Here is a 12,547-nt window from a genome sequence, read left to right on the forward strand (position 1 = left end):
TCTGCGTGGATCCGAACTCCCGTGAACCGCGGGAGTCCTTCTCATACATGGCGCTGATGTAGATGGCCTGGCACTTGCTTGAGGATGGTTCGTCCCCTCACTATCCACCGGCCGCTCATCATGAAAATTGCCAAATTCCTTGTTGCCAGTATTTGTCTGGCCGCCGCGGGCAGCAGCCTTGCGTTCCCGATCGCGCCCTTCGGTACTGAAGGCATCAAGGTTACGGTCACGTCGACCGCCGACATCATCGCCACCTATCAAGGCAACTCGGCGTCATACAGCAACGATCTCTACCTTGCGCTGGACGGCTCGGGGAATCCGGGGAACGACGGCATTCTCGGCAACGACCGATTCCTGTTCAACAACCACGCTTCGGCAGTCGGCAGCACCGTCGACCTCGGCAGCTTCGCAGTCGGCACGGAACTGATCTTCCGGCTGCATGTGAACAACACCGGCGACGATTTCTACACCGGCCCGAGCATCCGGAATGCCGACGGCAAGGCCCATGCGCGCGTCGAAACCGCCTGGTTGCCGAATGAAGCGCTGGTGAGCTTCGAAGACCTGCGCGGCACCCCGGAATATCCGGGCGGCTACAACGATCTGAGCTTCTCGTTCACCAACACGCGTGGGGCAGAGGTGCCCGAGCCGGCGACGCTGGCACTCGTCGGCCTCGGTCTTGGCGCCGCCTGCCTGCGTCGACGCAGCCGCGGCTGATTTCGTCGCACAGCTGACTGGCGCCACGGCCCGGATGCGATAAGCTCCGGGCCGTGATCATTTATCTGCACGGATTCCGTTCTTCACCCGCCTCTTCGAAGGCGCAGGATCTGCACGCCCGTCTGACGCAGCTCGGCCGCGCCGACGCGTTCTGGTGCGAGGCGCTGTCGCACGCACCGGCAACAGCAATTGCACAGGCGCAAGCCGCCATCGCCGCATCGCCAGTTCGGCCGACCTTGGTGGGCAGCTCGCTCGGCGGTTTCTACGCGACCTGGCTCGCCGAACGCCACGATCTGAATGCGGTGCTGATCAACCCGGCGGTGTTCCCCGAGGGATTCGACGCAGCCCCCTTCGTCGGCCAGCATTCGAACCTCTACACCGGCGAAGTCTTCGAGTTCACCTGGGAACATGTCGCCCAGATCGAGGCGCTGCGGCTGCCTGCGCTCGTCAAGCCACAACGTTTCTGGCTGCTCGCCGAGGAAGACGACGAAGTGCTCGATACGCGCGTCGCCGTCGCCCGCTTTGCCGGCGCCAGGCAGACCGTACTGCCCGGCGGCGACCACTCCTTCACCCGCTGGCACGACTACATCGACGCGATCATCGCGTACGCGGGCATCGCGTGAGCCGCGCGAGCGCGCGCACCGGGCTCGCATGCGCGCTCGGCGCATTCGGCGTCTGGGGCCTGTCACCGCTCTACTTCCATGCCATCGCATCGGTGCCGGCGACCGAGATCGTCGCGCATCGCGTGCTGTGGTCGGTACTTTTGCTGGCGGCATGGATCGGCGCCCGACAAGGCTTCGACACCCTGCGAAGTGTCTTCGGCCAGCCGCGTCTGCTCGCCCTGCTTGCCCTCACCGCCAGCCTCACCAGCGCCAACTGGCTCGTGTTCGTGTGGTCGGTCGGCGCAGGGCGGCTGGTGGAATCGAGCCTCGGCTACTTCATCAACCCGCTGGTCAATGTACTGTTCGGGCGCCTGTTCCTCGGCGAGCGGCTGCGGCCCTTGCAGCGCGCAGCCGTCGCTGTTGCTACAGCCGGCGTCGCACTCAAGGTCTGGCAGACCGGCCATCTGCCGTGGATCGCGCTGTTTCTGGCCGGCACCTTCGGCACCTACGGCCTGCTGCGCAAGCGCGCGCCTATCGACGCGCAGAACGGGCTTTTCATCGAGACCTTGCTGGTCGCACCGATCGCGCTTGGCTATTTCGGCTGGCTCGCGTCACAGGGCAGCCTGCACCTGGGCGCCACCGCCACCGTCACCGCGCTGCTGCCGGTCGCCGGCATCATGACGACGATTCCGCTTGCCCTGTTCGCCGAAGCGGCACGCCGCCTGCCGCTCTCTACCGTTGGCGTGGTGCAGTACCTGTCGCCGACGCTCAACTTCCTGATCGCCGTGCTTCTGTTCGGCGAAAGCTTCCGCGCTGCGGATCTCGCCGCGTTCGGCCTGATCTGGACCGCCCTGGCGCTGTATTCGATCGACGCACTGCGCGCCAACCCGCCGGCATCCCGCTAGGCGCACGGCGCGACCAGCGCACCGGTATAATTCGCGGTTTGCTTGACGCTGGGCTGCCATGCACGTGCTGTTCGAAGAGGATGGGGCCTTCAAGCCCGCCACGATCCTCACCCAAACCGATTCGTCGCTCCAGGTGGAAACGCCGCATGGCAAGCGGGTGAAGCTCAAGACGGCGAACGTGCTGATGCAGTTCAGCACGCCGGCCGCCGGCGAGCTGATGGCCACCGCCGAGCGCGAGGCCGAGGGGCTCGACACCGAATTCCTCTACGAAGTCTGCGGCGACGGGGAGTTCGCATTCACCGAGCTGGCGCAGGAATACTTCGGCCATGTGCCGAACGCAGTCGAATCGGTCGCCTTGCTGCTCAAGCTGCAGGCCTCGCCGATCCACTTCCACCGCAAGGGCAAGGGGCGCTTCCGCAAGGCGCCGCCGGAAATCCTGCAGGCCGCGCTGGCCGGGCTGGAAAAGAAGCGCCTGCAACAGGAAACCATCGAGCGCTATGCCGGCGAACTGGAAGCGGGCCGCCTGCCGGCCGAGGTCGGCGCAATCGTCACCCAGCTGCTGGTCAAGCCCGATCGCAACAAGCTCGAGACCAAGGGCGTCGAGCTCGCCTGCGAACGCAGTGGCCGTAGCTTGCCGCAGCTGCTGCTGGCCTGCGGCGCCTTCCCGAACGCCCACGCCTACCACCGCGCGCGCTTCCTGTCGGAGCACTTCCCCGACGGTCTCGACTTCCCGCCGCATGAGGTACCCGAGCCGGTACGCGCGCTTGACCGGGCGGATGTCCGCGCCTTCTCGATCGACGACGCAACGACCACCGAGATCGACGATGCCTTCTCGGTGACGCCGCGCGCCGCTGGCGGCTGGCACATCGGCATCCACATTGCAGCGCCCGGCATTGGCATGCCGCAGGGGTCGCCGCTCGACGCGGTGGCGCGCAAGCGGCTTTCGACCGCCTACATGCCGGGCGACAAGATCACGATGATGCCGGACGACGCAGTCGCCCGTTACACGCTCAGCGAGGGGCGCGACTGCCCGGCCGTCTCGCTGTATCTGGACGTGAACGCGGACCTGTCGATCGCCGGCCATTCAAGCCGGGTCGAGATCGTGCCGATCGCAGCCAACCTGCGTCACCACGACATCGAGCCGGTATTCAACGAGGACACCCTCAGTGGCGCGCTGCCCGATTTCCCCTGGCGCGACGAACTCAAGCTGTTGTGGGAATTCGCCACCGTGCTGGAGGCCGGCCGCGGCAAGCCTTCGGCCAACCAGAACGCCTTCGACTTCAACTTCTATGTCGACTGGTCGGTGGACACCGCCGACGGGCCGGGCCAGGTCGACATCCAGCGCCGCAAGCGCGGCTCGCCGCTCGACAAGCTGGTCGCGGAATTGATGATCGCCGCCAACAGCACCTGGGGCCGCGTGCTGGCCGACGCCGGCATTCCGGCGATCTACCGCGCGCAGACCGGCGGCCGCGTGCGCATGACCACCGCCGCCGCGCCGCACGACGGCCTTGGCGTCGATTGCTACGCGTGGTCCAGTTCGCCGCTGCGCCGCTATGTCGACCTGGTCAATCAGCGGCAGCTGATCGCGCATCTCACCAGTGAGGCGGCGCCCTTTGGCAAGGGTTCGGCCGAACTCGCGGCCGCGATGAACGATTTCGAACTCGCCTACGCCGCCTACGCCGACTACCAGCGCCAGATGGAACGCTACTGGTGCCTGCGCTGGCTGCGCCAGCAAGGGCCGAATTACCAGCCGGAAGGCCATGTCTGGCGCGAGAACCTGGTGCGCTTCAATGACGTGCCGCTGGTCGTCAAGGTACCGTCGCTGCCCGGGCTGGATCCGAGCACCCATGTGCGCCTGGCAATCGAACGCTATGACGACCTCGCGCCCGACGTTGCGGTTCGCTACGTCGAAACGCTCGCGCCGGATGCCGATGTGCTGCCGGACGACGATTCGGAAGCCTTGTAAGCCCCGCGCCGCGCTAAACTCGCGACCCGATGCCACACGCAAAGACACCTCGCAAGCCTGCCGCGGCGCCGGCCCCCAAGCCTGCGGCCGGGGCCGCGCCAAAGCGCAGCGCGCCCGCCAATCCGGCGCCCGCCGCAAGCCCCGCGCCGGCAGCCGCCCTGCTGCAAGCGCCCAAGGCGCCGGCCGAACACGCAGCCCCGAGGCCGTCGGCCAAGCGGCGGCGCCTGCGCCTGCCGCCTGCCACCCGCAGGATTGGCAGCGAGAACATCTTCTGGGGCGCGATCTCGGTATCGATCGTGCTGCACGCGGTCCTGCTGGTGCTGCGTTTTGCGCCACCGGACTGGGCGCTGTCACGGCAACGCGACAAGGGGCTCGACATCGTGCTGGTGAACGCCAAGCACGCACGCGCGCCCAAGGACGCCCAGGCCCTCGCCCAGGCCAACATGGACGGAGGCGGCAACAGCAAGGACAAGGCGCGACCAACCACGCCGCTGCCACCGCAAGAGCTCAATGTGGAAGGCGACGAACTGATGGAGGCCAAGCGCCGTATCGAGCGCCTGGAAGAGCGCCAGCGCGACCTGCTCAAACAGAGCAAGAGCCTGCGTACGGCCGAGATCGTGCAGGGCAAGCCGCAACCGAATCCTGAGCCGAGCAAGGCGAGCGGTGCCGACCAGATCGACCGTACCCGCGCCATCGCCCGCCTCGAAGGTGAGATCAGCAAGGACATTCAGGAGTACGCGGCCAAACCGAAGAAGGCCTACGCCACCGCGCGCACCACCGAATACGCGTTTGCGCAGTATGTCGAGGACTGGCGCCAGAAACTCGAACGCGTCGGCACTTTGAATTTCCCGCATGACAAGAACGGGCGGCTGTACGGAAACCTGCTGATCGAGGTCACGATCAGGGCCGACGGCAGTATCGGCGACACCCGAATCACGCGCTCGTCCGGCAACCCTGCGCTGGACAACGCAGCGCTGCGCATCCTGCAGTTGTCGAGCCCTTTCGCCCCCTTCAATGCCGAACAGCGCAAGAAGTGGGACGAGCTTCACATCATCCGCACCTGGGTGTTCTCGCGCGATGCGGGTACGCTGGAAGCGCGCAACAACTGAATCCAGCCCTTTCCGAGCGGAGGTCATCGATGGACTTGTACGCCGTCTTCGGCAACCCGATCGCACACAGCAAGTCGCCGTGGATCCACGCGCGCTTCGCCGAGCAAACCAGCCAGCAAATCAGCTACGAAGCAAGGCTCGCACCGCGTGACGGCTTCGCGTCAGCGGTCGCCGCCTTCCGCAACGAGGGGGGGCGCGGCGCCAACGTGACGGTGCCGTTCAAGCTGGAAGCCTGCGCTTTGGCGGATCGTCGCTCCGCACGCGCCGAGGCGGCGGGCGCCGCCAACACACTGATCTTCGACGAACGCGGCATCACCGCCGACAACACCGACGGCGTGGGGCTGGTACGCGATCTCGCGCACCTCGGCTACACCCTCGAAGGCAGCCGCGTGCTCTTGCTCGGCGCGGGCGGCGCCGCGCGCGGCGCCTTGCTGCCGCTGCTGGCCGAGGCGCCGTCGTCACTGACGATCGCCAACCGCACGGTGGAGAAGGCGCTGGCGCTGGCCACTGCATTCCAGCCCGAAGGTCGCGCCTGCGCGCTGCTCGGCTGTGGCTTCGACGCTTTGCAAGGCAGCACCTTCGACGTGGTGATCAACGCCACTTCGTCATCGCTGTCCGACGACGCACCGCCGCTGCCGCAAGGTATCTATGCGCCCGGCGCACTCGCCTACGACATGATGTACGGAAGCGACGAGACGCGTTTCATGCAAGCCGCGCGCGAACTGGGCGCTGAACGCCTGTCAGACGGCCTCGGCATGCTCGTGGAGCAGGCTGCAGAGAGCTTCTTCCTGTGGCGCGGCGTACGGCCCGACACCCAGCCGGTGCGCGAGGCCCTGCGCGGAACGCTCGCCCGCTCGTCATGAGTCTCTGGAAGTGGTTCAAGCGCGCCTTGCTCGCGCTGATCCTGCTGTTCATTGCCTATCAGCTCTGGCTGCTGGGCCATGTGCTGTGGTGGAAGCAGTTCAATCCTTCGGAAACCAGCTTCATGTCGCTGCGCCTGAAGGAACTGCGCGAGACCGACCCGGCTGCGACGCTCAAATACACCTGGGTGCCGTATGAACGCATCTCGCCCAACCTGAAGCGCGCAGTGGTGGCGGCTGAGGATGACGGTTTCGTCGACCACGACGGCTTCGACTGGGAAGCGATCCAGAAGGCGATGGAGAAGAACGAGAAACTCGCCAAACGCGGCAAGCCGATCCGCGGCGGTTCGACGATCAGCCAGCAACTGGCGAAGAACCTGTTCCTGTCGCCGACCCGCAGCTACGTGCGCAAGGCCGAGGAAGCGGTGATCACGGTGATGATCGAAACGCTGTGGGACAAACGCCGCATCCTCGAGGTGTACCTCAACGTGGTCGAATGGGGCAACGGCGTGTTCGGCGCCGAGGCGGCGGCGCGCCGCTACTACAGCATTTCCGCCGCGCAACTGAACGCCGGGCAAGCGGCGCATCTCGCAGTGATGCTGCCCAACCCGCGCAAGTACGAGAAGAGTTTCGGCCCACGTCTTGCTGGCCATGCAGCCAGCGTGGAACGCCGCATGCGCTTTTCGGAAATACCCTGAGTCCGCAAGCGCGCGCTTGCACCACCGCGACTCAACGCGGTTTCGAGGTGAGGGCCCGGTTGAATCGATCGATCGTGGCCTGCGGTACCTGCATGCTGCAGAACAGATGCCGCAACTCACCCTGCGGGGTATCGGGGTATTTGATGTAGGCAAAGCGTTCGACGCTCAAACCGCGGGATTTGATCAACGCGCTCGCCTCTTCCGGCGCAATGATCATCGCGTCGGCCATCGATTCGACCAGCATGCGCAACATCTGGTCGTTCTCCTCATACGCCCGCACGGTCGGGCCGGTGCGCTCCGCCAGCATCTGGTCGAAGGCTGGCCCGTAGGAATAGGTCTCCTTCACCAGCAGGCGGAAAGTGCCTTTCTGCATGGCGTCGCGAATCGATGGGTAGCGGTTGAACGCGGCCGCATCTTCAACGCGCACCAGCAGTATTTGTGGCGAATCGCGAAAGACCGGCTCGGAAAAGCGACCGAATTTCTCGCGTTCCGGCTTGCGGAACATGCCGATCATGCAGTCCTGGCGCTGGTTGCCCTTGAGCAGCGCCATCTGGCGGCTGAAAGGTGTCTCTTCCCACACGAACGGAATGCGCGCGGCTTCGAGCGCCGCGCCTATCGGCCCGGCGACGAGCCCACCAATGTGGTCACCATCTCTAAACGCATACGGAATGCGCGGATTGAAGTGCACATGCAGTTCTGCCGTGTCCGCCCAGGCAGCCGCCGGCGCTACGGACACGATCAGCGCAACGACCAGCCGTGCGAGGCACCCCGGGCGCGCTGGGGCTAGCCCGCTCGGGGCACGGCGGGGCAGCATGAACGGTGCAGTGGTCACGTTTCGGGGTCGCTTCACGGTTATCGCGAAAAGCATGGCGGACGAATGCCGTTCGTGCAAGCACCGCCCGTCGGCGGCCGATTTCATCGTGCGATCGGCAGGGCGCGTGTAGCTTTGATTTCCTTCAGCGAGAAGCTCGAGTAGATCTCCTTGACCCCCGGCAGCGCACGCAGCACATCGCGCGCAAACACGCCGAAACCTTCCAGATCGCGCGCCACCACCTCGAGCAGGAAATCGTAGCGGCCGGACACGTTGTGGCAGGCAATGACCTCGGGGATTTCGGCAATGCGCGCCTCGAAGTCGCGGCTCAGCGCCTGCGCATGGCTTTCCAGCATGATGCTGACGAAGGCCGTCACGCCGTATCCGAGCTTCCTGGCGTCGAGCACCGCGCGGTAAGCCTGGATGTAGGCCTCCTCTTCCAGCCGCCGTACACGCCGCCAGCAGGGCGACTGGCTGAGGAATACCCGCTCACCCAGTTCGGCCGTGGTCAGGCGCGCGTTGTCCTGCAATTCGGCGAGGATGCGGCGATCGGTGCCGTCCAAAGCGATTGCGACTGCTTTATCCACCAGCCCCTCCGTTGGCGCATGATTCATACCCACTTTACCTTGCGGTATGCATGCTTTGCAAAGAAACACCGGCATCCTGCGGCTACGATTTCCCCATCAGAACCAGCATCAAGAGCAGGGGAAAGCCATGACCCATACAAGCCGGCAACGCGGCTTCGCGACGCGCGCGATCCATCACGGATACGACCCGATGAGCCATCAAGGGGCGCTGGTACCACCGATCTACCAGACCAGTACCTTCGCGTTCCCGAACGTCGAACAGGGCGCGGCTTGCTTCGCCGGCGAGGCACCGGGCTACATCTACACGCGCATCTCGAACCCGACCCTGGCGCTGCTTGAAGCGCGGATTGCGGCGCTCGAAGGGGGCGAGGCCGGCGTTGCGTTCGCCTCGGGGATGGGCGCGATCACCTCGACGCTGTGGACCTTGCTCGCGCCCGGCGACGAGATCCTGGTGGACATGACACTGTACGGCTGCACCTTCTCGTTCCTGCACCACGGGCTGGCAAGATTCGGCGTGACCGTGCGCCACTGCGACATGAGCAGCCCGCTCGAAGTGCAGCGCGCGCTCAACCCGCAGACCAAGGTGGTGTATTTCGAGACGCCGGCGAACCCGAACATGCGCCTTGTGGACATCCGCCAGGTGTCGATGATTGCGCGCGCGCACGGCGCCATCACCGTGGTCGACAACACCTATTGCACACCTTACCTGCAGCGCCCTCTGGAACTGGGGGCGGACATCGTCGTGCATTCGGCGACCAAGTACCTCAGCGGCCACGGCGACGTCACCGCCGGGCTGGTTGTGTGCGACGCGGCAACGGCCGAGCGCATCCGGCTGTACGGACTGAAGGACATGACCGGCGCGGTGCTCTCGCCACAGGACGCAAACCTGGTGCTGCGCGGTATCAAGACGCTGGCGCTGCGCATGGACCGCCATTGCGACAACGCCAAGGCGATCGTGGGCCTGCTGGCGAACCATCCGCTGGTCGAACAGGTGCATTACCCCGACCTGCCCGACAACCCGCAACGCATGCTCGCCCTGCGCCAGATGAAACGCGCCGGCGGCATGATTGCGTTCGAACTCAAGGGCGGCATCGAGACCGGCCGCCGCTTCATGAACGCGCTGCGACTGGTAACGAGAGCGGTGAGCCTGGGCGACCCGGAAACGCTCGCACAGCATCCGGCGAGCATGACCCATTCGACCTACACGCCGGAAGAGCGCGCCGCGCACGGCATCTCAGAAGGGCTGGTGCGGATCTCTGCCGGGCTGGAGGACGCGGAGGACTTGCTGGCGGACTTCGAGCAGGCACTCGCGATCGCCGCGCTTGGCGTCCGCAGCGAGATCGCCGCCGCCTGACGCGATTGCGCAAATGAAACGGGCGCCCCGTGGGGCGCCCGTTTGTTTGTCTGGCGCGGTGCAAGCACCGCGCCGGGACGCACATCAGTTGTGGTAGGCCGATTCGCCGTGGGAGGCGATGTCCAGACCTTCGCGCTCTTCGTCTTCGGCGACACGCAGGCCGATGAAGAGATCGACCAGCTTGTACGCAACCAGGGACACAACACCCGACCAAATCACGGTGGTGCCAACGGCCCACAGCTGGCTGGTGACCTGCGCCGAGATGCTGTAGTCGCCGACCTTGTTCGCGACATAGTCGATAACGCCAGCGCCGCCCAGGGCCGGGTCAGCAAACACACCGGTCAGGATCGCACCGAGGATGCCGCCGACGCCATGCACGCCGAACACGTCGAGCGCGTCATCCGCCCCGAGCAGCTTCTTCAGGCCATTCACACCCCACAGGCAGACCAGGCCAGCGGCGAGGCCGATGATCAGTGCGCCCATGATGCCGACGTAACCGCACGCCGGGGTGATCGCGACGAGGCCAGCAACGGCACCCGAAGCAGCACCCAGCATCGAGGGCTTGCCCTTGATCAGCCATTCGGCGAAGAGCCAGGCCAGCGCAGCCATCGCAGTCGCGACCATGGTGTTGGCGAAGGCCAGCGCGGCAGCGCCGTTGGCTTCCAGGTTGGAGCCGGCGTTGAAGCCGAACCAGCCCACCCACAGCAGCGAAGCACCGATCATGGTCATCGTCAGGCTGTGCGGCGCCATCGCTTCGCGACCGAAACCGATACGCTTGCCGACCATGAAGGCACCAACCAGACCGGCCATCGCAGCGTTGATGTGCACCACGGTACCGCCGGCGAAGTCGATCGCGCCCTTCTGGAACAGGAAGCCTGCCGTTGCGGTGGCCTTGTCAGCTGCGGCCGCATCGATGTAGGCATCCGGACCTTGCCAGAACCAGACCATGTGCGCGATCGGCAGGTAGGAGAAGGTGAACCACAGCACGATGAACAGCAGCACGGCCGAGAACTTCATCCGCTCAGCGAATGCACCCACGATCAGCGCCGGCGTGATCGCCGCGAAGGTCGCCTGGAACATCACGTAGATCAGTTCGGGGATATACACGCCCTTGCTGAAGGTCGCAGCGCCCGAATCCGGCGTGATGCCCTTCAGGAACAGCTTGTCGAAGCCGCCGAAGAAGGCATTGCCCTCGGTGAATGCCACCGAGTAGCCGTAGACCGTCCACAGCACGACGCAGAGCGAGAAGATCACGAAGACCTGCATCAGGATCGACAGCATGTTCTTCGAGCGGACCAGACCGCCATAGAACAGCGCAAGACCCGGGATCGTCATCAGCGTCACCAGCAGCGTGGCAACGATCATCCAGGAGGTATCGCCCTTGTTCGGGGCGGGGGTGGCGGCCGGAGCCGGTGCGGACTGATCCGCGGCAGCGGCGGGTGCGGCGGTTGCAGCCGCAGCCGGGGCGGCAGCAGGTGCCGACGCATCAGCCGCAGGTGCGGAGGCCTCGGCCGTGGCGGCCGGTGCGGCGGTTTCGGCGGCCTTGTCGTCCGCCCAGGCTGCCCCTGCGGCGCTGAGAGACAGCGCGGTCAGCAGGATCGCAAGCATCTTTTTCATTGTCGGGTTCTCCTGTGTGCCTTAGAGCGCTTCAGCGCCGGTTTCGCCGGTGCGGATGCGGATCGCCTGTTCGAGGTCGAAGACGAAGATCTTGCCGTCGCCGATCTTGCCGGTGCTGGCAGCCTTCTCGACCGCTTCGATGACCTGGTCGAGCAGGTCGTCGGCAATCGCGATTTCGATTTTCACCTTGGGCAGGAAGTCGACCACGTATTCCGCGCCGCGATACAGCTCGGTGTGGCCCTTCTGACGGCCGAAACCCTTGACCTCGGTAACGGTGATGCCCTGCACGCCGATCGCGCTGAGGGCCTCGCGCACCTCGTCAAGCTTGAACGGCTTGATGATGGCGGTAACGAATTTCATGTTGGCTCCTTGGGTGGGGCGCGGCGCCGCCGGGAAACGACGCCGCGTGCGGTGCAGCGATTAAAGGGTCTTGCCGACGGTCAGCAGCACGCGGCCAGCGCCCAGATCCTTGTCGAACGGCGCCGGGCTGCGATAGAACTGACCGGCATCGCCCTTGGCGTTGGTACCGCTGTAGAACAGGCCGAAGGTCAGGCCCAGCGCGTCGGCGGTGCCACCGAGCTTGTAGTCGGTGTAGGACGCGTCATCGAAGCCCTTGACGTTCTGGTAGCCAACGTGGCCAATCAGGTTGATGCCCTCGGCAACCGGGAAGGTCGCGGTTGCGTCGAGGTAGTAGCTGCCGTTGGTCTTCTCGCCGGACGGGGTCTTGGTGCCGAACAGGTTGGTGAACGAGTAGGAACCCTTCAGGGTGATCCACTTGTAGCTGCCAGCCACATAGCCTTCGAGGGTGTTCGGGCTGGTATAGCCATCCGGGTAGGTGCCCGGGTAGTAGTACTGCAGCAGGCCGACGTCGTAGCCGAAGTCACCTGCGGCGCCCTTGTAGCCGCCGTAGAAGTCCAGTTCGATCGGGGCGCTGACCGCACCGCCATTGGCGTCCGACAGCCAGCTGATGTTCGAGCCCCAGGTGCCAAGGTAGATGCCGCTCTCGTGGGCAAAGTCGACGCCGCCCTGGATGGCCGGCTTGTGATTGGTCTGCGCGATGCCGCGGTAAAGGTATTCGGAGGCCAACGTGAAGTTGCCGGTCAGCGTGTACGGTGCCTTGGCCTCTTCGGCCATGGCCGGAGCGGACGCGGCGAAGCTGGCGAGCAGTGCGGTAGCGATCAGGGTCTTGCGCATATCAATCTCCGTCGTGGGATGAGAATTACGTTGCGAGACCCCTAATGCAGAATCCGTGCCACTGCCCCACGATTTGGCGGAAAGGCTTATGGAGCATGGCGAGCACACCGACCCGGCGCACCGGCCGCAC

13 protein-coding genes are annotated in these 12,547 nt (G+C 65.3%); 8 read left to right on the plus strand and 5 right to left on the minus strand.

Annotation, left to right across the window (positions count from 1 at the left end; all coding sequences use genetic code 11):
* Window positions 1-120: 120 nt before the first annotated feature.
* The 7 genes from GGR36_RS12470 to mtgA are packed head-to-tail and all read left to right on the plus strand — an operon-like array spanning window position 121 to window position 6,854.
* Window positions 121-714, plus strand: coding sequence for a PEP-CTERM sorting domain-containing protein (locus GGR36_RS12470; protein ID WP_183635070.1), 594 nt, complete (start codon window positions 121-123; stop codon window positions 712-714).
* 53 nt (window positions 715-767) lie between these two features.
* The gene (locus tag GGR36_RS12475) at window positions 768-1,337 is read left to right on the plus strand and encodes a YqiA/YcfP family alpha/beta fold hydrolase (RefSeq protein ID WP_183635071.1); all 570 of its coding nucleotides are present in this window, start codon (window positions 768-770) and stop codon (window positions 1,335-1,337) included.
* Window positions 1,334-2,221 (plus strand): EamA family transporter RarD, encoded by an 888-nt coding sequence (gene rarD, locus GGR36_RS12480; protein ID WP_183635072.1) that lies wholly within the window; start codon window positions 1,334-1,336, stop codon window positions 2,219-2,221. Before GGR36_RS12475 ends, rarD begins: the two co-directional genes overlap by 4 nt.
* A gap of 58 nt (window positions 2,222-2,279) precedes the next feature.
* Window positions 2,280-4,187, plus strand: coding sequence for a ribonuclease catalytic domain-containing protein (locus GGR36_RS12485; RefSeq protein ID WP_183635073.1), 1,908 nt, complete (start codon window positions 2,280-2,282; stop codon window positions 4,185-4,187).
* 29 nt (window positions 4,188-4,216) lie between these two features.
* A complete protein-coding gene (locus GGR36_RS12490) occupies window positions 4,217-5,296 on the plus strand; it encodes an energy transducer TonB (RefSeq protein WP_183635074.1) in 1,080 nt (359 codons plus the stop codon).
* A 29-nt stretch (window positions 5,297-5,325) separates the two neighbouring features.
* Window positions 5,326-6,159, plus strand: a complete 834-nt coding sequence (aroE, locus tag GGR36_RS12495) for a shikimate dehydrogenase (protein ID WP_183635075.1) — start codon at window positions 5,326-5,328, stop codon at window positions 6,157-6,159.
* On the plus strand, window positions 6,156-6,854 hold the full coding sequence (gene mtgA, locus GGR36_RS12500) for a monofunctional biosynthetic peptidoglycan transglycosylase (RefSeq protein ID WP_183635076.1): 699 nt from the start codon (window positions 6,156-6,158) through the stop codon (window positions 6,852-6,854). The genes aroE and mtgA overlap by 4 nt, the downstream gene beginning before the upstream one ends.
* A gap of 31 nt (window positions 6,855-6,885) precedes the next feature.
* Here the strand turns inward: mtgA and GGR36_RS12505 are convergent, their stop codons facing one another.
* Both GGR36_RS12505 and GGR36_RS12510 read right to left on the minus strand, forming a co-directional pair.
* Window positions 6,886-7,668 carry a substrate-binding periplasmic protein gene (locus GGR36_RS12505; protein ID WP_221229583.1) on the minus strand — a complete coding sequence of 261 codons (783 nt, stop codon included), beginning with the start codon at window positions 7,666-7,668 and terminating at the stop codon, window positions 6,886-6,888.
* A gap of 101 nt (window positions 7,669-7,769) precedes the next feature.
* On the minus strand, window positions 7,770-8,252 hold the full coding sequence (locus GGR36_RS12510) for an Lrp/AsnC ligand binding domain-containing protein (RefSeq protein ID WP_207064420.1): 483 nt from the start codon (window positions 8,250-8,252) through the stop codon (window positions 7,770-7,772).
* Between the two features lie 127 nt (window positions 8,253-8,379).
* Here GGR36_RS12510 and GGR36_RS12515 point away from each other — a divergent pair, with 127 nt between their 5' ends.
* Window positions 8,380-9,606, plus strand: coding sequence for a methionine gamma-lyase (locus GGR36_RS12515; RefSeq protein ID WP_183635079.1), 1,227 nt, complete (start codon window positions 8,380-8,382; stop codon window positions 9,604-9,606).
* Between the two features lie 84 nt (window positions 9,607-9,690).
* On the opposite strand, the gene GGR36_RS12520 is transcribed toward GGR36_RS12515, so the two are convergent.
* Genes GGR36_RS12520 through GGR36_RS12530 form a run of 3 tightly spaced genes read right to left on the minus strand, consistent with a single transcriptional unit; the run spans window position 9,691 to window position 12,417 of the window.
* Window positions 9,691-11,223, minus strand: coding sequence for an ammonium transporter (locus GGR36_RS12520; protein ID WP_183635080.1), 1,533 nt, complete (start codon window positions 11,221-11,223; stop codon window positions 9,691-9,693).
* A gap of 21 nt (window positions 11,224-11,244) precedes the next feature.
* Entirely contained in the window at window positions 11,245-11,583 is a 339-nt protein-coding gene (gene glnK / locus GGR36_RS12525) for a P-II family nitrogen regulator (protein ID WP_172202545.1), read from the minus strand.
* 60 nt (window positions 11,584-11,643) lie between these two features.
* On the minus strand, window positions 11,644-12,417 hold the full coding sequence (locus GGR36_RS12530; RefSeq protein WP_183635081.1) for a TorF family putative porin: 774 nt from the start codon (window positions 12,415-12,417) through the stop codon (window positions 11,644-11,646).
* Between the last annotated feature and the right edge of the window lie 130 nt (window positions 12,418-12,547).

The sequence above is a fragment of the Niveibacterium umoris genome (assembly GCF_014197015.1).
GTDB lineage: Bacteria > Pseudomonadota > Gammaproteobacteria > Burkholderiales > Rhodocyclaceae > Niveibacterium > Niveibacterium umoris.

Coding starts and splice junctions, on each gene's coding strand:
- GGR36_RS12485 (WP_183635073.1), top strand. CDS start 2,280: ATGCACGTGCTGTTCGAAGAGGATGGGGCCTTCAAGCCCGCCACGATC.
- GGR36_RS12520 (WP_183635080.1), bottom strand. CDS start 11,223: ATGAAAAAGATGCTTGCGATCCTGCTGACCGCGCTGTCTCTCAGCGCC.
- GGR36_RS12490 (WP_183635074.1), top strand. CDS start 4,217: ATGCCACACGCAAAGACACCTCGCAAGCCTGCCGCGGCGCCGGCCCCC.
- GGR36_RS12530 (WP_183635081.1), bottom strand. CDS start 12,417: ATGCGCAAGACCCTGATCGCTACCGCACTGCTCGCCAGCTTCGCCGCG.
- aroE (WP_183635075.1), top strand. CDS start 5,326: ATGGACTTGTACGCCGTCTTCGGCAACCCGATCGCACACAGCAAGTCG.
- GGR36_RS12470 (WP_183635070.1), top strand. CDS start 121: ATGAAAATTGCCAAATTCCTTGTTGCCAGTATTTGTCTGGCCGCCGCG.
- GGR36_RS12505 (WP_221229583.1), bottom strand. CDS start 7,668: ATGCTGCCCCGCCGTGCCCCGAGCGGGCTAGCCCCAGCGCGCCCGGGG.
- glnK (WP_172202545.1), bottom strand. CDS start 11,583: ATGAAATTCGTTACCGCCATCATCAAGCCGTTCAAGCTTGACGAGGTG.
- mtgA (WP_183635076.1), top strand. CDS start 6,156: ATGAGTCTCTGGAAGTGGTTCAAGCGCGCCTTGCTCGCGCTGATCCTG.
- GGR36_RS12515 (WP_183635079.1), top strand. CDS start 8,380: ATGACCCATACAAGCCGGCAACGCGGCTTCGCGACGCGCGCGATCCAT.